This window comes from Novilysobacter selenitireducens (assembly GCF_020026895.1).
Lineage (GTDB): Bacteria > Pseudomonadota > Gammaproteobacteria > Xanthomonadales > Xanthomonadaceae > Lysobacter_C > Lysobacter_C selenitireducens.
This window is the reverse complement of the sequence record NZ_JAINZW010000002.1, coordinates 60,476-83,291: the sequence shown is the minus strand read 5'-3', so window position 1 is coordinate 83,291 and position 22,816 is coordinate 60,476. Positions and strand designations below refer to the sequence as shown.

General features: G+C 69.2%; 22 protein-coding genes. 3 read left to right on the top strand and 19 right to left on the bottom strand.

Features of this window, described 5'->3' with window-relative positions; all coding sequences use genetic code 11:
• Positions 1–41: 41 nt before the first annotated feature.
• From lepB to rpoE, 5 genes are all read right to left on the bottom strand, one after another.
• Positions 42–827, bottom strand: a complete 786-nt coding sequence (gene lepB / locus K6753_RS04185) for a signal peptidase I (RefSeq protein ID WP_223674933.1) — start codon at positions 825–827, stop codon at positions 42–44.
• 204 nt (positions 828–1,031) lie between these two features.
• Positions 1,032–2,825 carry a translation elongation factor 4 gene (lepA, locus tag K6753_RS04180; RefSeq protein ID WP_223674932.1) on the bottom strand — a complete coding sequence of 598 codons (1,794 nt, stop codon included), beginning with the start codon at positions 2,823–2,825 and terminating at the stop codon, positions 1,032–1,034.
• A 126-nt stretch (positions 2,826–2,951) separates the two neighbouring features.
• Complete coding sequence (locus K6753_RS04175) at positions 2,952–4,460, bottom strand: DegQ family serine endoprotease (RefSeq protein ID WP_223674931.1); 1,509 nt, start codon at positions 4,458–4,460, stop codon at positions 2,952–2,954.
• A gap of 106 nt (positions 4,461–4,566) precedes the next feature.
• The gene (locus tag K6753_RS04170) at positions 4,567–5,481 is read right to left on the bottom strand and encodes an RseA family anti-sigma factor (RefSeq protein WP_223674930.1); all 915 of its coding nucleotides are present in this window, start codon (positions 5,479–5,481) and stop codon (positions 4,567–4,569) included.
• Positions 5,482–5,551: 70 nt separating this feature from the next.
• The gene (gene rpoE, locus K6753_RS04165) at positions 5,552–6,169 is read right to left on the bottom strand and encodes an RNA polymerase sigma factor RpoE (RefSeq protein ID WP_223674929.1); all 618 of its coding nucleotides are present in this window, start codon (positions 6,167–6,169) and stop codon (positions 5,552–5,554) included.
• Positions 6,170–6,378: 209 nt separating this feature from the next.
• Between rpoE and K6753_RS04160 the strand changes: the two genes are divergently transcribed.
• The gene (locus K6753_RS04160) at positions 6,379–8,475 is read left to right on the top strand and encodes a 3-hydroxyacyl-CoA dehydrogenase NAD-binding domain-containing protein (RefSeq protein WP_223674928.1); all 2,097 of its coding nucleotides are present in this window, start codon (positions 6,379–6,381) and stop codon (positions 8,473–8,475) included.
• A gap of 67 nt (positions 8,476–8,542) precedes the next feature.
• Here the strand turns inward: K6753_RS04160 and K6753_RS04155 are convergent, their stop codons facing one another.
• From K6753_RS04155 to K6753_RS04095, 13 genes are all read right to left on the bottom strand, one after another.
• Positions 8,543–8,899 (bottom strand): PilZ domain-containing protein, encoded by a 357-nt coding sequence (locus K6753_RS04155; RefSeq protein ID WP_223674927.1) that lies wholly within the window; start codon positions 8,897–8,899, stop codon positions 8,543–8,545.
• Positions 8,900–8,918: 19 nt separating this feature from the next.
• The gene (locus K6753_RS04150) at positions 8,919–9,899 is read right to left on the bottom strand and encodes a DNA polymerase III subunit delta' (RefSeq protein ID WP_223674926.1); all 981 of its coding nucleotides are present in this window, start codon (positions 9,897–9,899) and stop codon (positions 8,919–8,921) included.
• Complete coding sequence (gene tmk / locus K6753_RS04145) at positions 9,899–10,537, bottom strand: dTMP kinase (protein WP_223674925.1); 639 nt, start codon at positions 10,535–10,537, stop codon at positions 9,899–9,901. The genes K6753_RS04150 and tmk overlap by 1 nt, the downstream gene beginning before the upstream one ends.
• Positions 10,534–11,604 (bottom strand): endolytic transglycosylase MltG, encoded by a 1,071-nt coding sequence (gene mltG / locus K6753_RS04140; RefSeq protein WP_223674924.1) that lies wholly within the window; start codon positions 11,602–11,604, stop codon positions 10,534–10,536. The genes tmk and mltG overlap by 4 nt, the downstream gene beginning before the upstream one ends.
• On the bottom strand, positions 11,601–12,428 hold the full coding sequence (gene pabC, locus K6753_RS04135) for an aminodeoxychorismate lyase (protein WP_223674923.1): 828 nt from the start codon (positions 12,426–12,428) through the stop codon (positions 11,601–11,603). Before pabC ends, mltG begins: the two co-directional genes overlap by 4 nt.
• Before the next feature lie 2 nt (positions 12,429–12,430).
• Positions 12,431–13,792, bottom strand: a complete 1,362-nt coding sequence (locus K6753_RS04130; protein ID WP_223674922.1) for an aminodeoxychorismate synthase component I — start codon at positions 13,790–13,792, stop codon at positions 12,431–12,433.
• A 138-nt stretch (positions 13,793–13,930) separates the two neighbouring features.
• Positions 13,931–15,169 (bottom strand): beta-ketoacyl-ACP synthase II, encoded by a 1,239-nt coding sequence (gene fabF, locus K6753_RS04125; RefSeq protein ID WP_223674921.1) that lies wholly within the window; start codon positions 15,167–15,169, stop codon positions 13,931–13,933.
• Positions 15,170–15,396: 227 nt separating this feature from the next.
• Positions 15,397–15,636: an acyl carrier protein gene (gene acpP / locus K6753_RS04120; RefSeq protein WP_031373652.1), complete on the bottom strand. Its 240-nt coding sequence runs from the start codon at positions 15,634–15,636 to the stop codon at positions 15,397–15,399.
• A 145-nt stretch (positions 15,637–15,781) separates the two neighbouring features.
• A complete protein-coding gene (gene fabG / locus K6753_RS04115) occupies positions 15,782–16,528 on the bottom strand; it encodes a 3-oxoacyl-ACP reductase FabG (protein ID WP_223674920.1) in 747 nt (248 codons plus the stop codon).
• Between the two features lie 92 nt (positions 16,529–16,620).
• On the bottom strand, positions 16,621–17,619 hold the full coding sequence (fabD, locus tag K6753_RS04110) for an ACP S-malonyltransferase (protein ID WP_425492060.1): 999 nt from the start codon (positions 17,617–17,619) through the stop codon (positions 16,621–16,623).
• Between the two features lie 147 nt (positions 17,620–17,766).
• A complete protein-coding gene (locus tag K6753_RS04105; protein ID WP_223674918.1) occupies positions 17,767–18,780 on the bottom strand; it encodes a beta-ketoacyl-ACP synthase III in 1,014 nt (337 codons plus the stop codon).
• A gap of 227 nt (positions 18,781–19,007) precedes the next feature.
• A complete protein-coding gene (gene rpmF / locus K6753_RS04100; protein WP_223674917.1) occupies positions 19,008–19,202 on the bottom strand; it encodes a 50S ribosomal protein L32 in 195 nt (64 codons plus the stop codon).
• A 45-nt stretch (positions 19,203–19,247) separates the two neighbouring features.
• The gene (locus tag K6753_RS04095) at positions 19,248–19,781 is read right to left on the bottom strand and encodes a YceD family protein (RefSeq protein ID WP_223674916.1); all 534 of its coding nucleotides are present in this window, start codon (positions 19,779–19,781) and stop codon (positions 19,248–19,250) included.
• Positions 19,782–19,935: 154 nt separating this feature from the next.
• Here K6753_RS04095 and K6753_RS04090 point away from each other — a divergent pair, with 154 nt between their 5' ends.
• Both K6753_RS04090 and K6753_RS04085 read left to right on the top strand, forming a co-directional pair.
• Entirely contained in the window at positions 19,936–20,277 is a 342-nt protein-coding gene (locus K6753_RS04090) for a hypothetical protein (RefSeq protein WP_223674915.1), read from the top strand.
• A gap of 48 nt (positions 20,278–20,325) precedes the next feature.
• Positions 20,326–20,913 carry a Maf family protein gene (locus K6753_RS04085; RefSeq protein ID WP_223675699.1) on the top strand — a complete coding sequence of 196 codons (588 nt, stop codon included), beginning with the start codon at positions 20,326–20,328 and terminating at the stop codon, positions 20,911–20,913.
• A gap of 18 nt (positions 20,914–20,931) precedes the next feature.
• On the opposite strand, the gene K6753_RS04080 is transcribed toward K6753_RS04085, so the two are convergent.
• Positions 20,932–22,779: a glycosyltransferase family 39 protein gene (locus tag K6753_RS04080; protein ID WP_223674914.1), complete on the bottom strand. Its 1,848-nt coding sequence runs from the start codon at positions 22,777–22,779 to the stop codon at positions 20,932–20,934.
• Positions 22,780–22,816: the final 37 nt, after the last annotated feature.

Here is a 22,816-nt window from a genome sequence, read left to right as displayed (position 1 = left end):
GCCGCCTGCCCCGCGGCATGGGTGTTACCTGGCGACCGGCCTCACGGAATGCTGCTGCCGATCCGCGAGAAGTCGAAGCCCCCGTCGAAATGCATCCAGATCAGGAACGCCTTGCCCCTGAGGTTGGACTCCGGGAGGAAGCCCCAGTATCGGCTGTCCTCGCTATTATCACGATTGTCGCCCATCACGAAATAGTGGCCCGGCGGCACGACCCACTCGCCTTCGCCCTGGTCCATGAACGGCAGGTTGGTCCGCTCCAGCACGGTATGGGAGCGACCCTGCAGCTGCTCGCGCAGCTCTTCCGCCCCGGTCATCTCGGTGCCGTTGCCGGTGCCCGAATACACCCCGACGCTTTCGTACGCCAGCGGCTCGCCGTTTACGTAGACGGTGTTGTCGCGGTAGGCGATGCGGTCGCCCGGCAGGCCCATCACGCGCTTGATCCAGTCCTGGTCGGGGTGGTGCGGCGGCCGGAACACCACCACGTCGCCGCGCTCAGGCTCGCCCAGCGCGACGACCTTGTGGTTGTTGATCGGCAGGCGCAGCCCGTAGGTGAATTTGTTGACGAGGATGAAATCGCCCGTCAGCAGCGTGGGCATCATCGAGTTGGACGGGATGCGGAAGGGTTCGGCGATGAAGCTGCGCAGCAGCAACACCACCAGCAGCACCGGGAAAAAGGCCTTGGAGTAGTCGACCAGCACCGGTTCCTTGCCGTCGTCCAGCAAGGTGGCGGCGGCGGCGCGGCGCTTGGCGAAGAAAAGGGTGTCCAGCAACCAGATGATGCCGGTGGCGAAAGTGAGCACCACCAGGGCGATTTCAAACCAGCGCATCGGGGGTCCTTTGGATCCGGGAATGGGGCAGCGGGTTGCGGGGGGCGAACAGGCGGGAGACGCAGACGCAGACGCAGTATTTCGATGGTGACGGGGTATCGGACGTGCTGCAGGTCATGGCCGGCGCGGCGCGTCGGCCGCCCTTCGGCATGAGGCGCCGATTTCACGGCACCGGCAGGTCACGAACGTCTGCTCCCCATTGCGTTACTTGTTGTCCACGGTCAGCACGGCCAGGAACGCTTCCTGCGGGATCTCCACGCGGCCGACCTGCTTCATCCGCTTCTTGCCCTCTTTCTGCTTCTCGAGGAGCTTCTTCTTGCGGGTGATGTCGCCACCGTAGCACTTGGCCAGCACGTTCTTGCGCATCGCCTTGACCGTGCTGCGGGCGATGACCTGCGAGCCGATTGCGGCCTGGATGGCCACGTCGAACATCTGCCGCGGGATCAACTCCTTCATCTTCTCGGTCAGGTCGCGACCGCGCCGGTCGGCGTGGCTGCGGTGCGTGATGATGCTCAGCGCATCGACCTTGTCTCCGTTGATCAGCGTGTCCACGCGCACGAACGGTCCAGCCTGGAAACGCAGGAAGTGGTAGTCCAGCGAGGCGTAGCCACGGCTCACCGACTTGAGCCGGTCGAAGAAGTCCAGCACCACTTCGGCCATCGGCAGCTCGTAGCTGATCTGCACCTGGCTGCCCATGTAGGTGATGCCGATCTGGCTGCCTCGCTTTTCCTCGCACAGGGTGATCACGTTGCCGACGTAATCCGGCGGCGTGAGGATGTTGGCGCGGATGATCGGCTCACGGATCTCCTCGACCTGGTTCACCGGCGGCAGCTTGGCCGGGTTGTCCATCGACACGATGGTGTCGTCGGTCTTGAGCACTTCGTACACCACCGTCGGCGCGGTGGTGATCAGGTTGAGGTCGTACTCACGCTCAAGGCGTTCCTGCACGATTTCCATGTGCAGCATGCCAAGGAACCCGCAGCGGAAACCGAAGCCCATGGCCTCGGACGATTCGGGCTCGAAGCGCAGCGCGGCATCGTTGAGGCGCAGCTTCTCCAGCGCTTCGCGCAGGTCCGGGTAGTCGTCGGCATCGACCGGGAACAGGCCGGCGAAGACGCGCGGCTGCATCTCCTGGAAGCCGGGAAGCGGCTTCTCGGCCGGGTCCGCGGCGAGCGTCAGCGTGTCGCCGACGGGGGCACCGTGGACATCCTTGATGCTGGCGTTGACCCAGCCCACCTCGCCCGGCCCCAAGCGCTGCAGTTCCTTGCGCTTTGGGGTGAACACGCCGACGTTGTCGACCTGGTGGCTGCGGCCGGTGGACATCACCTTCAGCTTGTCGCCCGGCTTGATCTCGCCCTGCATGATGCGCACGAGCATCACCACGCCCAGGTAGTTGTCGAACCACGAGTCGATGATCAACGCCTGCAGCTTGTCGGTATCGCGCGGCTTGGGCGGCGGGATGCGGGTGACGATCGCCTCCAGCACGTCCTCGACGTTCAGCCCGGTCTTGGCACTGACGGCGACCGCATCGGATGCATCGATGCCGATGACGGCCTCGATCTCGGCCTTGGCCCGATCGATGTCGGCCGTGGGCAGGTCGATCTTGTTGAGCACCGGCACCACTTCCAGGCCCTGCTCCACCGCGGTGTAGCAGTTGGCGACCGACTGCGCTTCCACGCCCTGCGCGGCGTCGACCACCAGCAGCGCGCCCTCGCACGCGGCCAGCGAGCGGCTGACCTCGTAGCTGAAGTCGACGTGCCCGGGGGTGTCGATGAAGTTGAGGAAGTACGTCTGCCCGTCGCGCGCGGTGTACGGCAGCGACACGGACTGGGACTTGATGGTGATGCCGCGCTCGCGCTCGATCGGATTGGAGTCCAGGACCTGCGCTTCCATTTCGCGCGTCGTCAGGCCGCCGCACAGGTGGATGATGCGGTCGGCCAGGGTCGACTTGCCGTGGTCGACGTGGGCGATGATGGAAAAGTTGCGGATCTGCTGCATGCGGGGACGCGACCGGGGCCCGTTAGGCCAGAAAGGGATGGGCCAGGAAAATCAACGGGCGATTATCGCACACGGCACGCGCCCGCCCCTGTAGCGGGGAGACGCGTGCCGTGTGTCAAGCCAGCCTCAGCTGCCGGCCGTCACCGCCACGTACTGCGTGCCCGCGCCCCGGCGCACCAGCAGCATCACGGTTTCACCTGCGTCCAGGCCTGCCAGTTGCCGGTTGAGGTCGGCGGCGCTGGCGACGGACGTCCGGCCCACCGACAGCACGACATCGCCTGCCTGAAGGCCCGCCTCACGCGCCGGGCCGGGCTGCACCGACACGATGCGGACGCCCTCGCCGGCGTCCAGACCCAGCTGGCGCCGCTGCTGGGCGCTCAGGTCCTGCGGGATGACGCCGATGGCATTGGCCGGCTCGGTATCGGCTTGGCGCCTGGGAGTGCTTCCGTCGTTGGACGCCGCCACCGCTCCGGGCAGTTCGCCCAGCACCACGTCGATCGCCATCTCGCGCCCGTTGCGCAGCAGCGTCACCTCGACGCGGTCGCCCGGCGCCTTCAGGCCGATCAGCGGCGGCAGGTCGCTGGACACGCTGACCTCCCGTCCATCGACCGCGGTAATCACGTCCATCCGCTCGATGCCGGCCTTGTCGGCCGCGCTGCCGGGTTCGATGCCCGCCACGAGCGCACCTTCGGCAACCGGCAGGCCCAGCGCACGCGCATGCTCGGCGGTCACCTGCTGCACGTTGACGCCCAGCAGGCCGCGGCTGACGCGTCCGCTGTCGCGCAACTGCTCGGCGGCGTTCATGGCGACGTCGATCGGGATCGCGAAGCTCACGCCCATGTAGCCGCCGGAGTTGGAGAAGATCTGCGAATTGATGCCGACCACTTCGCCGCTGGTATTGAGCAGCGGGCCGCCCGAGTTGCCCCGGTTGATCGCCACGTCGGTCTGGATGAACGGCACGTACTGCTGGCCGGCGTACGGATTGCTGCGTCCCACCGCACTGACGATGCCGGCGGTCACCGAATGCTCGAGCCCGAAGGGCGAGCCGATCGCGATCACCCACTGGCCGGCCTGGGTCCGGCGTGCATCGGCAAGGCGCAGGAACGGCAACCCGTCGGCATCGATCTTGAGCAGGGCGACATCGGACTCCTCGTCGCTGCCGACTACCTCGGCGGTGAATTCGCGACGGTCCGAGAGGCGGACCTGGACGGTGTCGGCGCCGTCCACCACATGGTGGTTGGTCAGCAGGTAGCCATCGTCGGAAATGAGGAAGCCAGTGCCCTGCGACACGCCGCCGCGTCCCTCTGGCGCTTCGGGGAACGGAACGCCCGGCCCGAAGAACCGGCGGAAGATCTCGGGGATCTGCTCCTGCCCGGGCGCACCACCGCGCGCGGTGCGCGGCGCGATTTCGGCGCTGACGTTCACCACCGCCGGGCCGACGCGCTCCACCAGCGACGTGAAGTCCGGCAAGCCGGTGACCAGCGGACGCGAGGGCTGGGACGACGGCGGCGGCGCGATCGGCTTTTCGCTGCCCTGCGCCCGGCGGGTTTCATCGGGCGCCTGGGCAGTGCAGGCCACGGGTATCGCAGCCACCAGCAGCCCGGTCAGGGCAAGGGTACGAAGCGGTCGGTTCATGGAATCGGCCTCCGGAAGGTGTCGATCGAGAATGGGTGCTGCGCGGGACCGTGGCCCGGGCGGGCCGGGACGGTTGCATCCTGCTGCAACGGATGTGGCAAGCGCGTCAGGGGGACGGCGGCGTGGGCGGCGCGGTGTCGGCTGCTACGCCGGCATTGGCAGGTGCCGGCGACTGAGGGCCCGCGCCGTCATCCGTACGAGGCACGAATGGATAGAACGACGGCGCCGATGCGGACGTCGACGCGCCGTAACTGGCCGTCATCGCGCCGCCCGCACGGTAGTCCGTCAGCACCGCGCGCGGCCATGGCCGGGCACCGAACTCGGCGGCGCGAGGCTGGAACGGGTCGGCCCGCGGCGCATCGTCCACCGGTGCCGCGGCAACCTGGGGCGCATCGCGGGTCCCCGCCAAGGGCGCGGCGTCGTCGAGGCCGGCCGCTTCGGGCGCGCTCGTATCACGCGCGGGCGCCGCTGCAAGTTGCCGCTGCGCCGCCCGGCGGGGACGCTCGGCCGCAGCGATGACGGCCGCGCCAGCAAGCGCCGCAGCCGGTGCCGCGCCTGCGTCCGTGCCGGTATTGGCCACTTGCGGTGCGCGGAGGTCCGCCGGTGCCGGCGCGGAAACGACGGTGGGCGCGGCCGTCTCGAGCGGGCGCGCGGGATCGTCCAAGGGCCGCGCGACGAGGAAAGCGGCGACCGCCACGGACGCCGCCAATGCCGCACCGGGCATCCATCCACCCAGGCCGCGGCGCGAGCTGCCCGTGCCCGAAGCCACAGCAGGCGCGGCATCCATCCGGGCCTCGGCGGCCAGGGCATCACCGACCCGCTGCGCGAAATCCGCCGGCGCCATCGCCTCCGCCCGGCCGCGCAGGACGTCGCCTGCCAGCTGCCAGCGGCCCACGGCTTGGCCCCATGCACTGTCGTGGTCCAGCCGCTTGAGCGCGAAGCGCGCGGCGTCGCCACGCAACTCGCCATCGAACAGGGCCGAGAGGGTCTCGCGGTCGTCGTTGGGCTGGTGCGGTGTCATCGGCACGGGAACTCCTGGATCAGCGGCTCGTGGAGGGTTGGAACGTGACGGCGGCTTGCAGCGTCGGGTTTCATCGGGTCGCGTCCTCGTTGTCCAGCAACGGACGCAGGCGTGCATCGATCGCATCGCGGGCGCGGAAGATGCGCGAGCGCACCGTGCCGATCGGGCAGCCCATGCGCTCGGCAATTTCGTCGTAACTCATGCCGTCGACTTCGCGCAGCGTGATGGCCGTGCGCAGGTCTTCCGGCAGGCCTTCCACGGTTTCCATCACCGTGCGCTCGATCTCCTGGCGCAGCAGCTCGCGCTCCGGGGTATCGGTGTCGCGCAGCCGCATGCCAGCGTCGTACTGCTCGGCATCGCCCGCATCGATGTCCGCCGCGGGCGGGCGCCGGTTCTGGGCAACGAGGTAGTTCTTGGCGGTGTTCACTGCGATGCGGTGCAACCATGTATAGAACTGGGAATCGCCCCGGAAATTGCCCATCGCGCGGTAGGCGCGGATGAACGTTTCCTGGGCCACGTCCTGGCATTCGCTCCAATCGGACACGTAGCGCCCGATCAACCCGACGATCCGATGCTGGTAACGGCGAACCAGCGCATCGAAGGCCGAGCTGTCGCCGCGCTGGACGCGCCGCACCAACTCCTGGTCGAACTCGTCGGCGGATGCCTGTGCAACGTCTTTTTCGGCCATGCCGTGCCGGCACTCCTGTCTGCTCGGCGTTGGCCGAACGATGTGACCCCCCCGCCGGGGAAAAGTTCCGACCCGCGGGCTCTGCCTGAACACGTGGGGTCGCGCGGGCCGGTCCGCAACACGTTGCGGCACCTGCACCCGATTTGACGCCGTCGAAACAACGCCCGGATGATAGCGGCCCTCCCCATACGTGAACGGATGGTGCCGCGATGACCGCAGGGCGCGACGCGCTACCCGCCTTCGACGGGCTCCGTGCCCGCCACTGGCACACCCAGACGCGCGCCGACGGCGTGCTGGTCCTGTCCTTCGACCGCGAAGGCGCCTCGGTCAACACGTTCTCGCAGGACGTGCTGATCGAGCTGGACGCCCTCCTGGAGCGGCTGGCCCTGGACCCGCCCAAGGCACTGGTCGTGCGCTCGGGCAAGGACAAGGGTTTCGTGGCCGGCGCCGACATCAAGGAATTCCAGGCCCTCGACCAGAAGGGCACCGTCGGCGACGCCATCCATCGCGGCCAACAGGTGTTCCAGCGGCTGGCGGAATTGCCCTTCCCCACCGTCGCGGCGATCCACGGCTTCTGCATGGGCGGTGGCACCGAGATGGCGCTGGCCTGCCGTTACCGCGTCGCCAGCGATGACCCGTCCACCCGGATCGGGCTGCCGGAAGTAAAGCTGGGCATATTCCCCGGCTGGGGTGGCAGCGTGCGCCTGCCGCGCCTGATCGGCGCGCCGGCGGCGTTCGACATGATGCTGACCGGGCGCAGCCTGAGCGCGAAGGCCGCCCGCTCCAACGGGCTTGTCGACAAGGTGGTACCGGTCGATCAGCTGATTGATGCCGCGGCCGCCCTAGCCCTCAATGGCACGCAACGGCCCTTCAGGCAGCGCTTGCTGGGTTGGCTGACCAATACCCTGCCCGCCCGCCGGCTGCTGGCGCCGATGCTGGCCAAGCAGGTCGCCCGCAAGGCGCGCAAGGAGCACTACCCGGCCCCGTATGCCCTAATCAACAGCTGGTCGCGTGCCGGTGGTGGCGTGCAGTCGCGCCTGGCCGCCGAGCGCAAGGCCGTGGTGCGACTGGCCTCCACGCCGACCGCGCGCAACCTGATCCGCGTGTTCTTCCTGCAGGAGCGCCTCAAGGCCCAGGGCAGCGGCGACCACGGCATCACACACGTGCATGTCATCGGCGCCGGTGTGATGGGGGGCGACATCGCGGCGTGGTCGGCCTACAAGGGCTTCGAGGTCACGCTCGCCGACCGCGAGCAGCGCTACATCGACAAGGCGCTGGAACGCGCGGGCGAGCTGTTCACCAAAAAGGTGAAGGACGAAACCAAGCGGCCACAGGTGGCCGCGCGCCTGAAGGATGACCTCGCCGGCGACGGCGTGGCCCGGGCGGACCTGGTGATCGAAGCCATCATCGAGCAGGCCCAGGCCAAGCGCGACCTGTACGCGCAGGTCGAGCCGGCGATGAAGGACGATGCGCTACTGTCGACCAACACCTCGTCGATCCCGTTGACCGAGCTGCGCGAACACATCCGCCGCCCGGCCCAGTTCGCTGGCCTGCACTACTTCAACCCGGTCGCGCTGATGCCGCTGGTGGAGATCATCCGCCACGATGCGATGGCCCCTGCCACCGAGCAGCGCCTGGCGGCGTTCTGCAAGGCGATCGACAAGCTGCCGGTCCCGGTGGCCGGAACGCCCGGCTTCCTCGTCAACCGCGTGCTGTTCCCCTACATGCTGGAAGCCGCCACCGCCTATTCGGAAGGTATCCCGGGTGCGGCGATCGACACGGCCGCGGTGCGCTTCGGCATGCCGATGGGGCCGATCGAACTGATCGACACGGTGGGCCTGGACGTGGCGGCGGGTGTTGGCGAGGAGCTGGCGCCGTTCCTGGGCCTGCCGCTGCCGCAGGCGCTGGCCGGCGGCGCCGAGGCCGGCAAGCGCGGCAAGAAGGACGGCCAGGGCCTGTACAAATGGGAGAACGGCAAGGCGGTCAAGCCCGAACTGCCCAAGGACTACCAGCCGCCGTCCGACCTCGAGGATCGACTGGTCCTGCCGCTGCTCAACGAGGCGGTGGCCTGCCTGCACGACGGCGTGGTCGAGGACGCGGACCTGCTGGATGCCGGCGTGATCTTCGGCACCGGCTTCGCGCCGTTCCGCGGTGGCCCGATCCAGTACATCCGCGAAACCGGTGTCGATGCCCTGCTGCAGAAGCTAACGCAGCTGCAGGCGCATCATGGCGATCGCTTTGCGCCGCGGCCGGGTTGGGACAATCCGGCCCTGCGCACCGCCCAAGGTGCCGACGCCCCGGCCTGACATTCCGATCCGCAGTCATGAAAAAGCCCCGCTCTATGCGGGGCTTTTTTCTGCGCGACGCGTGCCGCTACATCGTGTGCGTGGCACGGTCCGAGTTGAGCGTACCGGCGAGCAGGGCCTCGATCTTGCCTTTCACCGCCTCGCCTTCGGCGCTCTCGTTGAACTGCACGCCGATGCCGGCCGGGCGGTTGCCCTGGGCGCCGACCGGGGTGACCCACACGACCTTGGCCGCGACCGGCATGCGCTCGCTGGATTCGGGCAGGGTCAGCAGCAGGAAGACTTCGTCGCCGAGGAAGTAGCGCTTGGGCGTGGCGACGAAGATGCCGCCGTGCTTCAGGTACGGCATGTAGGCGCTGTACAGCGCCGCCTTGTCCTTGATCGCCAAGGTCAGGATGCCCTGCCTTGCACCGCCTGCTGCCGCCATCATCCCGCCCCCGTAGCCTTCAACGTGCGCCGTCGTGGCGCGCCTTCGCGTCCGGCCGCGCGGCGCCGGCGCGCCAGGCCATCAGCAATTCCACCACCGCCAGGTCCGCGCGCACCGTGGTGCGCAGCAGGTCGCAGGTCCGGTTCGCCTGATCGAACCAGGCCGCCAGACTGCGCGTCCGCGCCGGGTCGGTCAAGCGCTCGCCCGCCCGCGCCACGGCCAGGTCGGCCGCATGGCGCAGCCGCAGCGCGGCGTGCTCGTCGGCGGTCCAGCGCTGCGCGGTTTCCAGGGGCGTTCGCTTGCCCTGCGCTATCGCATCGAGATCGCTCCCCACCTCGCGCCGCAACGCCATGCCTTCGCCGCGGAGCCAGTCGTCGGCCTGGCCCGGATGGCCTCGCGCGGCGTCCAGCGCCTCTTCGGCCGCACCGGCGGGATGTCCCTGCGCCTGCAGCCATTGCAGGGCCTCATCGCGCGGCGGCAGGCGGAACTCCAGCCGCTGGCAGCGGCTCCGGATCGTCGCAGGCAGCCGGGCCGGATTGGCGCTGACCAGCCAGAGGAACCGGCCGGGCACGGGCTCCTCCAGCGTCTTCAGAAGCGCGTTGCAGGCGGCATGGTTGACCGCGTCGGCCGGGTCGATGATCACCACCTGTGCGCCGCCGTACTGCGGCGTGAGCGAGAGTTGCTCCGATAGTTGGCGGATCTGCTCGATCACGATTTCCGTGCGAAGCCGCGCGCCGTCCTTTGTCGGGATGAACGAGACGACTCGGTAGTCCGGATGCGCGCCCGACGCCAGCAGCCGGCATCCGCGGCAGGCGCCGCAGGGTCGAGGCGTGTCGGTGGCGTCGCACAGCAGACGCGCGGCCAGGCGCTCGGCCACCGCGCGCTTGCCCAGTTGCGCAGGGCCGCAGAACAGCAGGCCATGTCCGAGGCGGCCGGCGTCCAGCGCGGCGGCGGCCTGGTCGTGGATCCGCTGCTGCCACGGCGCGAGCGTGGTGGGCATCACCGCGCACTCTCCAGGTGTTCCTGAAGGTGCCCGACCGCGGTTGCAGCCACCACCTCCAGCGCCTGCGAGGCGTCGATCAAACGAAAGCGCTCCGGATGGGCCTGCGCCCGGCCGAGGTAGGCCGTGCGCACGCGCTCGAAGAAGTCCTCGCGTTCGGACTCGATCCGGTCGGCGTCGCCGCGCCCGCGCATGCGCGACAGCCCGACCTGCACCGGGACGTCCAGCAGCAGCGTCAGGCCGGGCTCGATGCCCACGACGCGCCGCTCGAGTTCGGCAATGAACTGCACGTCGCCGCCCCGCGCGCCGCCCTGGTAGGCGTAGCTGGCATCGGTAAACCGGTCGCTGAGCACCCAGGCGCCGCGTGCGAGCGCAGGCAGCACGGTCTCGCGCACGTGCTGCGCGCGGGCGGCGAACATCAGCAGCAGTTCGGTTTCCTGCGCGGGCGGTTCATGGCGCGGGTCGAGCAACAGGTCGCGGATCTGTTCGGCCAGCGGCGTACCACCGGGTTCGCGCGTGCACACCACCTCGTGCCCGGCGGAGGCCAGCGTGTCGCGCAGCGCCGCCAGCACGGTGGACTTGCCGGCGCCCTCGCCGCCCTCGAGCGTGACCAGGCGCGGCTGGCGAACCAGCGTCACTGCGTTTCCCGGGCCGACTGCGGCGCACGCTGCGCCTCGCGGTAACGCTGCACGTAGCGGGACACGGCGGCGTTGTGTTCGGCCAGCGAACTGGAGAACACGTGTCGTCCGCTGCCATCGCCCACGGCCACGAAGTACAGCGCATCGCCATCGGCCGGGTCGGCAACCGCGGCCAACGCATCCACCCCGGGCATGGCAATGGGCGTGGGCGGCAGGCCGTCGCGGGTGTACGTGTTGTAGGGCGTGTCCGTCTCGAGGTCGCGGCGGCGGATGTTGCCGTCGTAGCCGGGCCCGATGCCGTAGATGACGGTGGGGTCGGTCTGCAGGCGCATGCCGATGCGCAGGCGGCGCTCGAACACGCCGGCGATCTGCGGACGTTCCTCGGCGATGCCGGTTTCCTTCTCGACGATCGACGCCAGGGTCAGCATTTCGTCGGGGGTCTTGAGGACGCTGTCGGCCTCACGGGACTCCCACGCTGCAGCCAGTGCCTTGGCCATGGCCGCGTGGGCCCGGGCCAGGACGTCCAGGTCGCTGTCGCCACGCGTGTACAGGTAGGTCTCGGGCAGGAAGCGGCCTTCCGGATGCTGGCCCGCATGGCCGAGCCGGGCCATCAGCGCGGCGTCATCGAGCTCGGCGCCCTCCTGCTCCAGCGGCTTGGCCTTGGCGAGCGCGGCGCGCAGTTCGCGGATGTTCCAGCCTTCGACGATGGTGAACCGGTGGTTGATCACCCGCCCCTCGCGCATGGCCGTCAGCAGTTCGCGCGGCGTGGTGCCTGGTGCCAGCGCGTATTCGCCCACGTGCAGGCGGCCATCGGCGCCGAGTTCGCGCGCCAGCACGCGCCATTCGATCTCCTCACCCTTCGTGACGCCGGCTTCGCGCAGCTTGCGCACGACTACCGGCAGCGAGTCGCCCGACTCCACCACCACGCTGGCGCCCTCTTCAAAACCCGCCATCGGCGCGTCGGTGAAGCCGGCATACCGCTGCCACAACACGAAGGCGGCCGCCACGGCGGCCACCAGCAACAGCAGGAACACGAAGCCGAAACGGCGCTTGCGGGGTCGGGTCACGGCGTCTCCGGGGGAGCGGCAAAGGCGGGATGGTCGAGGGCCAGGGCGCGGCGTGCGGCCGCCACGCGTGGATGTGGCGACCACGTGCGATCGCCGAGCCGGGCGACCGGCAGGATACCCCGCACCGCGTTGCACAGGAAAACCGCCTCGGCACTTTCAACGTGCTGTGGCGACAAGGTCTCGGTGCGGGCGTCGAGCCGCGCCAGTGCCCATTCGCGGCAGACGCCCGCAACGCCGCAGACGTCGACGGGCGGTGTGCGCCACTGGCCATCGATCAAGGCAAAGACGTTGGCTGACGTGGCGCACACCACGTCGCCGGAGGTCGCGCGCATCAGGCCGTCGTCCGCGTCCGGCATCGGGCAACCGGGCGCCGTCCATTCCAGGCGGGCCAGCACCTGCTCCAACCGGTTGCAGTGCTTGATGCCGGCCAGCATGGGCTGCTCGGCCAGGCGGGTATCGCACCAGCGCAGCTTGAGTCCACCCGGCGTAGCCACCGGCACGGGGTGGCGCGACACGATGCAGGTCGGCGCGGGCTCGGGCGGCGGTGTGTAGCCACGGCCGCCGGCGCCCCGTGTGAGCAGCAATTTGACGACGCCATCGCCGCCCTGCAGCAAGGCGGTGACGTGTTGAACCACGTCCGCCTCGGCGGGCACCGGAATACGCAGCCGCTGGGCGCCGTGCAGCAGGCGGCGCCAATGCGCGGGCCACCACGGCACCGTGCCTGCGTGCGCGCGCATCGTCTCGAACAGGCCGTCGCCGTAGGCCAGACCACGGTCGCCGGCCGCGACCGTGCCACCTTCCATGCCGTCTACCAGCACCCGCACGTTCACCCCTCCACGCCCAGTGCGCGCAACATGCCGCGCGCCTTGGCGCGTGTCTCGTCGAGCTCGCGCGCCGGGTCGGAGTCGGCCACGATCCCCGCCCCCGTCCGGAAGCGCAGCACGCTGCCCTTACCGGCCGGCTCCAGTTCCGCGCTTCGGATCAGGATGTTGAGGTCGAGGTCGCCATCGCGGTTCAGCCAGCCCATCGCGCCGGTGTAGGCGCCGCGGCCGGTGCCTTCCAGCTCGGCGATGATCTGCATGCAGCGCACCTTGGGACAACCGGTGATGGTGCCCCCCGGGAACGTCGCGCGTATCACGTCGCCCGGTGTGGTCCCGGGATTCAGCCGACCGCGCACGTTGCTGACGATGTGGTGGACGTGGGCATAGCTCTCCACCGTCATCAGCTCGTCGACCTCGACGCTGCCCGGCACGCACACGCGTCCCAGGTCGTTGCGCTCCAGGTCGATCAGCATGACGTGCTCGGCGCGCTCCTTGGGGTGGCCGACCAGCTCCTGCACCCGCGCGACATCGTCGTCGCCCGCCGTTCGCGAGCGAGTGCCTGCAATGGGACGGGTTTCGACGAGGTCACCCCGTACCGACACCAGCCGCTCGGGGGATGCGCTGACCACAGCGCCCTCGGCCGTTTCGAAGATGCCGGCGAACGGCGCCGGGTTGTTGTGCCGCAGTCGCGCGAAGAGTGCGGCCGGTTCCAGCTCCCGCTCGAACGTCGCGTGCCAGGCGCGCGACAGGTTGGCCTGGAACACGTCACCCGCCGCCAAATAGTCCAGCACGCGGCGCACGCCCGACAGGTAGCGGCCGGGGTCGTCCTCGCTGATCCGCGACGGTGCCTGCCATTCGGGCATGGCGGGTGGACGCTTCGCGCAGTCGTACTCGATGCTGTCGAGCAGCGGTGCGTGCCCCGGCTCGGCGACGGCGATGCATTCGCCTGTCGCATGGTCGCGCAGCACGGCGGCATGGCAGCGAACGGCCAGGGCCACGGGCAGCGCGCCGCGCGCATCCGGCAGGTTCAGGACTGGCTCGACCTGCCCGGCCAGCTCATAGCCCAGCAGTAATGCCCAGCCGCCCCGGAACGGCCAGCGCGGCTCGTCGCGGTCGGTTCGCTCGCGCTGCCATGCGGTGTCCAGGGCGTGCAGGAAGTCGCCTTCAACTACGTCGCCGTCCTGGTTGCGCGTCATGCCGTCGCGATCGAGCCGGAGGCTCTCGTGGCCGGCCATCAGCAGCAGGTCCCACCGGCCCTGCGCCGTGCCGTGTGCGCTGGACTCCAGCAACAGTGGGTAGCGCTGCGGTGCCTGGCGGTGCAGGTCGAGCAGGTCGATGGACGACGGAAGCGCGCGGGTCAGGAGCATGGTGTTCTCATCATCGCGCCGACAGCCGCCCGCACCCGTGTGCGGTCAACGGCAGGTTCGATTGCGGCGCCTTCGAGCATGCCGGCAGGTTCGGCCCGGATGCGAACCCGCGTGCACGCGAATGCCGCTGGCGGTCGATCAGATCCGCTTGAACACCAGCGTGCCGTTGGTGCCGCCGAAGCCAAAGCCATTGGACACCGCGACATCGACCTTGGCCTGGCGGGCCTCGTTGGGCACGTAGTCCAGGTCGCAGCCTTCGCCCGGCGTTTCCAGGTTGATCGTGGGCGGGATGATGCCCTCGTGCAGCGCCATCACCGAGAAGATCGCCTCGGCGCCGCCGGCCGCGCCCAGCAGGTGGCCGGTCATCGACTTGGTCGAGCTGACCATCGTCTTGTAGGCGTGGTCACCCAGCGCACGCTTGATCGCCCGCGTCTCGGCCACGTCGCCCAACGGCGTGGAGGTGCCGTGCGCGTTGAGGTAGCCGACGGCGTCGACGCCCACGCCGGCATCCTTGAGCGCGGCGACCATGCAGCGGGCCGGGCCTTCGCCGTCCTCGCTGGGCGCGGTCATGTGGAACGCATCGGAACTGGCGCCGAAGCCGGCCAACTCGCAGTAGATGCGCGCGCCGCGCGCCTTGGCGTACTCGTACTCCTCCAGCACCAGGATGCCGGCACCGTCGCCCAGCACGAAGCCGTCGCGGTCCTTGTCCCAGGGCCGGCTGGCGCGGATCGGGTCGTCGTTGCGGGTGGACATCGCCTTCATGGCGCAGAAGCCGCCCACCGACGTCGGCGACGAACCGCGCTCGGCACCGCCGGCTATCATCACGTCGGCATCGCCGTACTGGATCATCCGCATCGCCATGCCGATGGAATGGTTGGACGTGGCGCACGCCGACACGGCCGAGAAATTGGGGCCCTTGATGCCGGTCAGCAGCGAGACCTGGCCGGGCAGCATGTTGATGATCGTGCTGGGCACGTAGAACGGCGAGATCTTGCGCGGGCCGCCTTCGTGGAACTTGATCGTCTGCTCCTCGATGCCCAGCAGGCCGCCGATCCCCGAGCCAATCAGCGCGCCGATGCGCTCGGCGTTGGAATCGTCCACCGTCAGGCCGGCATCCTCCATCGCCATCAGCGAGGCGGCCACGCCGTAATGGATGAACTCCTCCATCTTGCGCGCGTCCTTGGGCGACACCCACTTGCCGATGTCGAAGTCGCGCACTTCACCGGCGATGCGCGTGGTGAACGCCGAGGGGTCGAAATGGGTGATCGGGCCGATGCCGGACCGGCCATTGACGATGCCGTCCCAACTGGTGGCCAGGTCATTGCCCAGCGGTGACACGATGCCCAGACCGGTGACGACGACGCGACGCTTCGACATGGAGAACTCCGACTGCGGTCGGCGCCGACGGGGGCGCATCGACCGGAAGAAAACAGGTTGGCGGTGGTGCACGTGCCGGGTGAGGCGCGGCCCACCGGCTGCGATCGCCCTGGATGCACGACCCGGGCCCAACGGGCCCAACTCGACCCGGACCATTGAAAAACGCGGGGCCGCAACGCGGCCCCGGTGTACTGCTGCACGGACGGCATCGCCGCCCGCAGGGCGCCTTACGACTTGACGTGCGCCTTGACGTAGTCGATCGCCTGCTGCACCGAGGTGATCTTCTCGGCTTCCTCGTCCGGGATCTCGCACTCGAACTCTTCCTCGAGGGCCATCACCAGCTCGACGGTGTCGAGCGAGTCCGCGCCGAGGTCGTCGACGAACGAAGCGTTGTTGGTGACTTCCTCTTCCTTGACGCCCAGCTGTTCGACGACGATTTTCTTGACGCGCTCTTCGATGCTGCTCATCTGTGCTCACTCCTCCCAAGGGCGGGATTTTTCGATGGAATAGTCTAATTGAATCGGTGGCGATCGCGAACGTGCGGGAAACGCCTTTTCGATCAATGGGTTGCCGGCCCTTCCTGGGCCCTTGCGCTCGGTGGCGCAAGTGCGGTCACGGCATGTACATGCCGCCGTTGACGTGCAGGGTCTCGCCGGTGATGTAGGCGGCCGACGGGCCGGCCAGGAACGCCACGGCGCGTGCGATGTCGGCCGGCTCCCCCAGGCGCCCCAGGGCGATCTGGTCGAGCATCCCCTTCTTGGCGTCCTCGGGCAGCGACCGCGTCATGTCGGTATCGATGAAGCCCGGGGCCACAACATTCACCGTGATGCCGCGGCTGCCGATCTCCCGCGCCATCGACTTGCTGAAACCGATGATGCCGGCCTTGGCGGCGGCGTAGTTGGCCTGGCCGGCATTGCCGGTCACGCCGATCACCGAGGCGATGTTGATGATGCGGCCACGGCGCGCCTTCATCATTGCGCGCATCACCGCCTTGCTGGTGCGGTAGACGCTGGTGAGGTTGGTGTCGAGGATCGCCTGCCAGTCCTCGTCCTTCATCCGCATCAGCAGGTTGTCGCGGGTGATGCCGGCGTTGTTGACGAGGATGGACACCGGGCCGATGTCGCTGGCGATGCCATCGATCAGCGCGTCGACCGAAGCCGGGTCGGCCACGTCCAGCACTCGGCCATGGCCACCCTGCCCCGCCAGCCGATCGCCGATCGCCTTCGCGCCGGCCTCTGACGTCGCCGTGCCGATCACCGTCGCGCCCTGCGCGGCCAGTTCGTCGGCGATCGCGGCACCGATGCCGCGGCTGGCGCCGGTGACGAGGGCGATTTCACCCTTCAGGAGTTGTTCGCTCATGGAAGATCCTTTCATTCGATTGGGGATTCAGCCGCCATCCCGACCGTGACACCCGGACAGACCGCGTCGCGACTGAAGCCGCTGCTACAGAGCTACGCGTTGCCGGTGCCGTGCAAGGCGGTGTCGAACTCGGCCGGCACGCCCAGGGCCCGTGCCTCGAGCGACTTGTCGATGCGCTTGACGAGGCCGGCCAGCACCTTACCCGGGCCGCACTCGTAGACGCGTGTCGCGCCGCGCGCGGCCAGGGCCTGCACGCAGCCGGTCCACTGCACGGGCAGGTACAGCTGGCGCACCAGCGCATCGCGGATCGATTCGATGCCATCGTGCACTTCGGCATCGACGTTCTGCACGACGGGCAGCGAAGGCGCCTGCCAGTCGATGTCCTTCATGGCCTCGGCCAGGCGGTTGGCGGCCTCGCGCATGAGCGGCGTATGCGACGGCACCGACACGGCCAGCTTCACCGCCTTGCGCACGCCACGCTCGGCCAGCAGCGCCAGCGCGCGCTCCACCGCTTCGGCGTGCCCGCCAATGACGATCTGTCCGGGCGAATTGAAGTTGGCCGGCACCACGACTTCCTTGCCCGACACCGAATCGCAGACCTCCTGCACCAGCGCGTCCTCCGCGCCGAGCACCGCGGCCATGGCACCGGTTCCGGGAGGTGCGGCGTCCTGCATGAGTTGGCCGCGCAGGCGCACGAGGCGCGCGGCATCGGCCAGCGACAACGCACCGGCTGCGACCAGCGCCGCGTACTCGCCCAGGCTGTGCCCGGCGAGCTGCGCCGGCCTTGCACCGCCGCGCTCGTTCCAGAGACGCCACACGGCGACACCCGCGGCCAGCAGCGCCGGCTGGGTGAACTCGGTCTGGTTGAGCTGCTCTTCGGGACCGGCCTGGGCGATCGACCACAGGTCGACGCCGGCGCCCTCGCTGGCCTCGGCAAACGCCTGCTCGATGACCGGGGTCGACTGGGCCAGTTCGGACAGCATGCCCAGCGACTGCGAGCCCTGGCCGGGGAACACGAAGGCCAGTTGCGGGTCGGTCGATGCGGGGGTGGGTTCAGTCACGCGCGGTTCCCTGCGTTGAGAACGCGCCATGATACGAGCGAATGCGCGAGGGCGTCTGTACCCGCGCGTACAGTTGACGTCCGTCCGGAAACCCTGCAGCCCTGAAAGCAGAGAGGGACCTGCAACACCGCCGATGGCGATGAAGCAGATCCCTCGACAGGATCGAACGATGGCCGCTCAGTAGCGCAGCAGCGCGGACCCCCAGGTAAACCCGCCGCCGAAGGCTTCAAGCAGCAGCAACTGGCCGCGCCGCACGCGGCCGGAGCGCACCGCCTCGTCCAGCGCCAGCGGCACCGAACCCGACGACGTGTTGCCGTGCCTGTCGACCGTCACCACGACGCGGTCCATCGGCATGTCCAGCCGCTTGGCGGTGGCCTCGATGATGCGAAGGTTGGCCTGGTGTGGGATCAGCCAGTCGATGTCGTGCCGGTCCAGGCCGTTGGCCTCGAGCGTTTCCTCGACGACCGAGTCCAGCGCCTTGACCGCATGCTTGAAGACTTCATTGCCGGTCATCAGCACGCGCACGCCGGCGTTGTGCTCCTCGGGCTTGAACCCGACCGACACGCCCACCGGGTTCCACAGCAGCTCCTTCTTGCCGCCGTCGGCGTGCATGTGGGTGCTGAGGATGCCGGTCTCGGTATCGGCCTTGAGCACCACCGCGCCGGCGCCGTCGCCGAACAGCACGCAGGTGCCGCGGTCGGACCAGTCGAGCATGCGCGTGAGCGTTTCCGACCCGACCACCAGCGCCGTGCGCGCGGCACCGGAGCGGATGAACTTGTCGGCGATCGTCAGCGCATAGACGAAGCCCGAGCACGCCGCGTTGACGTCGAATGCCGGACAGCCGTTGGCGCCCAGCCGGTGCTGCAGCAGGCACGCGGTGGACGGGAAGATCAGGTCGGGCGTGGTGGTGCCCAGCACGATCAGGTCGAGCTCGGACGCGTCGACGCCCGCGGCTTCCAGCGCACGGATCGACGCGTGGTACGCAAGGTCGCCGGTGGTCTCGCCTTCGGCGGCCACGTGGCGCTCGCGGATGCCGGTGCGGGCGGCGATCCACTCGTCACTGGTATCGACCAGCTTGGACAGGTCCTCGTTGGTCAGGACCTTTTCAGGCAGGTAGCTGCCCGTGCCGGCGATGCGGGCGTAGACGCCGCCAGCCGGAACAGAGAGAGCGGATGCAGCGCGATCGGTCATCTACGGTTCCCGCGTCAGGTGTCCGGGGCCGGTTTCGCGGCCTGGGCCATTGGAAGGCTGGAACCGCCGGCATGCTCGGCGGGATCCACCGCTGGCCCGGACAGGCAATCCCCAGTGGGGCTGGCACCTGCCGGGAGGCCGGCAGGGATGCAACCGCCGCCGGTGCCGCGAATGGGCACCTCGGCTGCGCGCGACCGAATCGCCGGCCGCACGCGTACGACGGGAGATTACTCCTCGTCGGCAACCTGCGACTTGGTGTCGATCACCTTCTTGCCGCGGTAGTAACCGTCGGCGGTGACGTGGTGGCGCAGGTGGGTCTCACCGGTGGTCGGGTCGGTCGCCAGCTGCTTGCTCGACAGCGCATCGTGCGAACGACGCATGCCACGCTTGGACGGGGAGACGCGGGATTTCTGGACAGCCATGGTCTTGCTCCAAGGAAAAACCGGGTGATCAGGGACCCGGGGCCACTACTTCGATTTGTCTTTCAGGGCCGCCAACGCCGCGAACGGGTTGACGCGTTCAACTTCTTCTTCAGGCGCCGGCCAGTCCTGCTCCATCGCCTCGGTGCCCGGGGACACCGGCACCACGGGCACGGCCAGGATCAGCTCATCCTCGACCAGCTCGACCGCCCGCACCATGCCGTCCTCCGGCACCAGCATCGGCTCGTAGTCCGGCGGCAATGCCGCTTCGTCGGCCTCGTCGCGGATAAGGCCGAGCCGCTGCTCGATCCGGACCGGCAACTCGAACCGCTGCAACGAGCGCTGGCACAGCAGCGGCAGGGCGGTTTCGGCCTGCAACTCGACGTAGGGCACCTTGAAGGTGTCGGTATCGAACTGCAGCGAGAAAACGACCTCACCGCGGGTGTCCACGAGACTGTCGGCCAGCCGGGTCAGCGCCGCGAGCGGCAGCCGTCCTTCGACGCGCCGACGTGCCGCCACCATGCGCCAGATATCCAGTGCGTCGTGGCTTGCGTCAGGGCTACGTGGCACATCGGCAGGCATAAGCCGGGGAATGGTAAGGACCGACCCCTGCCCTGTCAAACCAAAATCCCTTGCGGAACGGCGATTTGCGGGCTGATTTGCCCGCGTCCGGCACGCGCGGCAGACTGGCCGTTCATTCCCAGTCGTACACGCCGTGGCCGCAACGCTTCTTTTCATGACCCTCGCGCTGGTCGCGGGCCTGCTGTTGCTGGCCCTGCGCCGCCGCGGCGGGCGCCGGCAGCAGGCCGTCCGGGACGTGCTCGACGCCGCCGACGCGCTGGAGCACCGGCTACGCCAGGCCCGCGAGGAAATCGAAGCCGTCGTCGGCGAGGACGCCCAGGACCCGGTCCGGGACGCCATGCGCGAGATGCTACGGCAGCGCCTGTGGCTGCGCGACCATGGCGAGGACGCCAGCATCGCCCAGCTTGCGGAGGTCCGCAGCGAGATCGACGCGGCCCGCCGGCGCATCGACCAGCAGCTGAACCGGATCGAGCAGGCGCGCGCTTCTGCAGCGTGAGTGCCTTCGAGGCCGCCCGATGAGCGAACCATGAGCGCCCCCTCGCCGATGCCGCGCCTGATCCTCGGCTCGACCTCCCCGTACCGGCGCGAGCTGTTGGCGCGGCTCGGGCTGCCGTTCGATACGCAGGCACCGGAGGTCGACGAAACCGCGCTGCCCGGCGAGGCACCCGCCTCGCTGGCCGCCCGCCTGGCCATCGCCAAGGCCGAAGCCGTCGCGGCACTGCAACCCGGCACCTGGGTCATCGGTTCCGACCAGGTCGCCGAACTGGACGGATGCGCCCTGGGCAAACCGCACCGGCGCGATGCCGCCATCGTCCAGCTCCAGGCCCTGTCGGGGCGCGAGGCACGGTTCCATACCGCACTGTGCGTGGCCCGCGTGACGCACGAGGGCCTGCGCAACAGCCTGCACTCGGTCGACCTGACGGTGGTCCGTTTCCGCCCGCTGACGGGCGCCGAGATCGAGCGCTACGTCGATGCCGAACAGCCGCTGGACTGCGCCGGCAGCTTCAAGTGCGAGGGACTGGGCATTGCCCTGTTCGACGCCATCGAGACCGCCGACCCCACTGCGCTGGTCGGTCTGCCGCTCATCGCCACCGCCCGGCTCCTGCGCGAGGCCGGGTTCACCGTGCCCTGACGCCCGCCGCGGCAACGCTCAGCGCGCGGGCGCCACGTCGATCGGTACCTCCGGCCAGTCCTCGACACTGCCGTCGTTGCCGTGCAGGCGCAGCCCCAGCCAATGACGGCCGGGTTCGACGTCACCCAGGTCGATCGTGCCGCGCAGCCCCACCCGCGGGTGCTGCGGGTCGTTGGAAATGCGCCAGAACGCGGCGGCGCCGGGGCTTTCGAGGCCGTACTCCAGGTCGCCGACCACCCTGCCGTCCAGTAGCGCCTCGACGCGCGCCAGGCCGACGCCATCCTTGAAGGCCCAGCCTTCCAAGGTGAACTCGCGCCCCACCGTCGCGCCGCTCGCCGGGCTGTCGAGCCAGGCCATCGCCGGCGCCACGCACGGCCCCTCCGACGCGTGGCCGTCCAACCGGAACAGCAGGAATCGCTGGCGGCCATGGTCGACGTTGAGCACGCGCGGCGGCGGCAGCGGACCGACTGCGTCGCAGAGCGCGTGGTAATGCTCCAGCAGGTTCTTGTACTGGACCTCGCTGACACCTGCGACCAGCAACACCGGTGCGTCCGCCCATTCCTCGCGGCCCTTGGTCTGCAATCCCCAAAGACGCAACTGCGGCGCACGACCGTGGCGGTGGTTGAGCGGATGATCGAGCACCGGAATCGATGCATCGCCCAGCGCGAAGCCCAGCTCGGCGCCGACCTTGAAGTTGTCGGCGACCACCTGGGTACCAGGCGGCATGTCGCCCAGTTCGTCCCGCACGGCATCGGCCAGCGAATCCCAGCCGGCGAAGTTGGACGGGTACCACTTCTCGGCCGCCGTCCTCGCGCGCACCTCGGGAATCGACACGGCGACGTAGTAGCCCAGCGTCAGCACCAGTCCCACCGCCGTGGCGCCCCACGTCAGGCTGCGCAACCATCGTGGCCACTGCGACAGCACCAGCGGCAACAAGGGCAACAAGGCGAGATAGCCCGGCAGGGGCCAGTGGAAGCTGACGCGCTCGGTATCGGCGAAAAAGCCCAGTGCAAAGAACCCCAGCACCACCAGTCCACCCAACAGCGCCAGGTAGCGCGACGCCGGCAGGGTACTGCGCTGCCCGCGCCACGCCGCCAGCGCGAGGGCGGCAAACAGGAGCGGCGTGACCAGCAGCGCCTGGATCGCGATGAACCACAGCCCTTCGACGTGGAACGCCCACGGGTGCCGTTCGACCAGCTGGAACCGCAGGCCTGCATCGGCGTTGTCGAGGTTCCACACCACCAGCGGCGTCCACGCGGCAGCGCCGAAGGCAATCGCGGTCCAGACGCGCACGTCGCGCAGCACGCGGCGCCCATCCGGCAGCAGCAACAGCGCCACCAAACCGACCCCGATGACCGCGATGAAGCGGTAATGGCTGAGCGCGCCGATCGCCAGGCCCAGCGCCAGCTCCAGCGCCGCACCCGCGGTTACCCGTCGCAGCAGGCGCGCGCCTGCATCCACGCATAACAGCGTGGCCAGCGCCATCGCGGCATCGGGCAGTGCCATCAAGCCCAGCGTGCCCGCCAGCGGCAGCAGCAGCGCGAAGCTGCCGGCCTGCCAACCGCGCAACTCGCCGAACTCGCGCGACGCAATGCGCACCACCATCAGCGGTACCAGCGCGGCCAGCACGAGGAACGGCAAGCGCAGCGCGAGCGGGTTGTCGCCACCCAACGTGACACCGAGCCGCGTCATCCAGGCCGTGAGGCCCGGCAGGTCGGAGTACGCCGCGGCCAGGCGCTGGCCCTCCAGCCAGTAGAACGCCTCGTCCACGAACAACGGCAAGCGCGCCGCGACCAGCAGCTTCACCAGCAACACAACCACGAACAACGCCCAGAACGTGCGCTGTGCCACCGACTCTTCCCGCATGGACGGGCGACCTCGCTACACTCGAAGTGAACAAAAA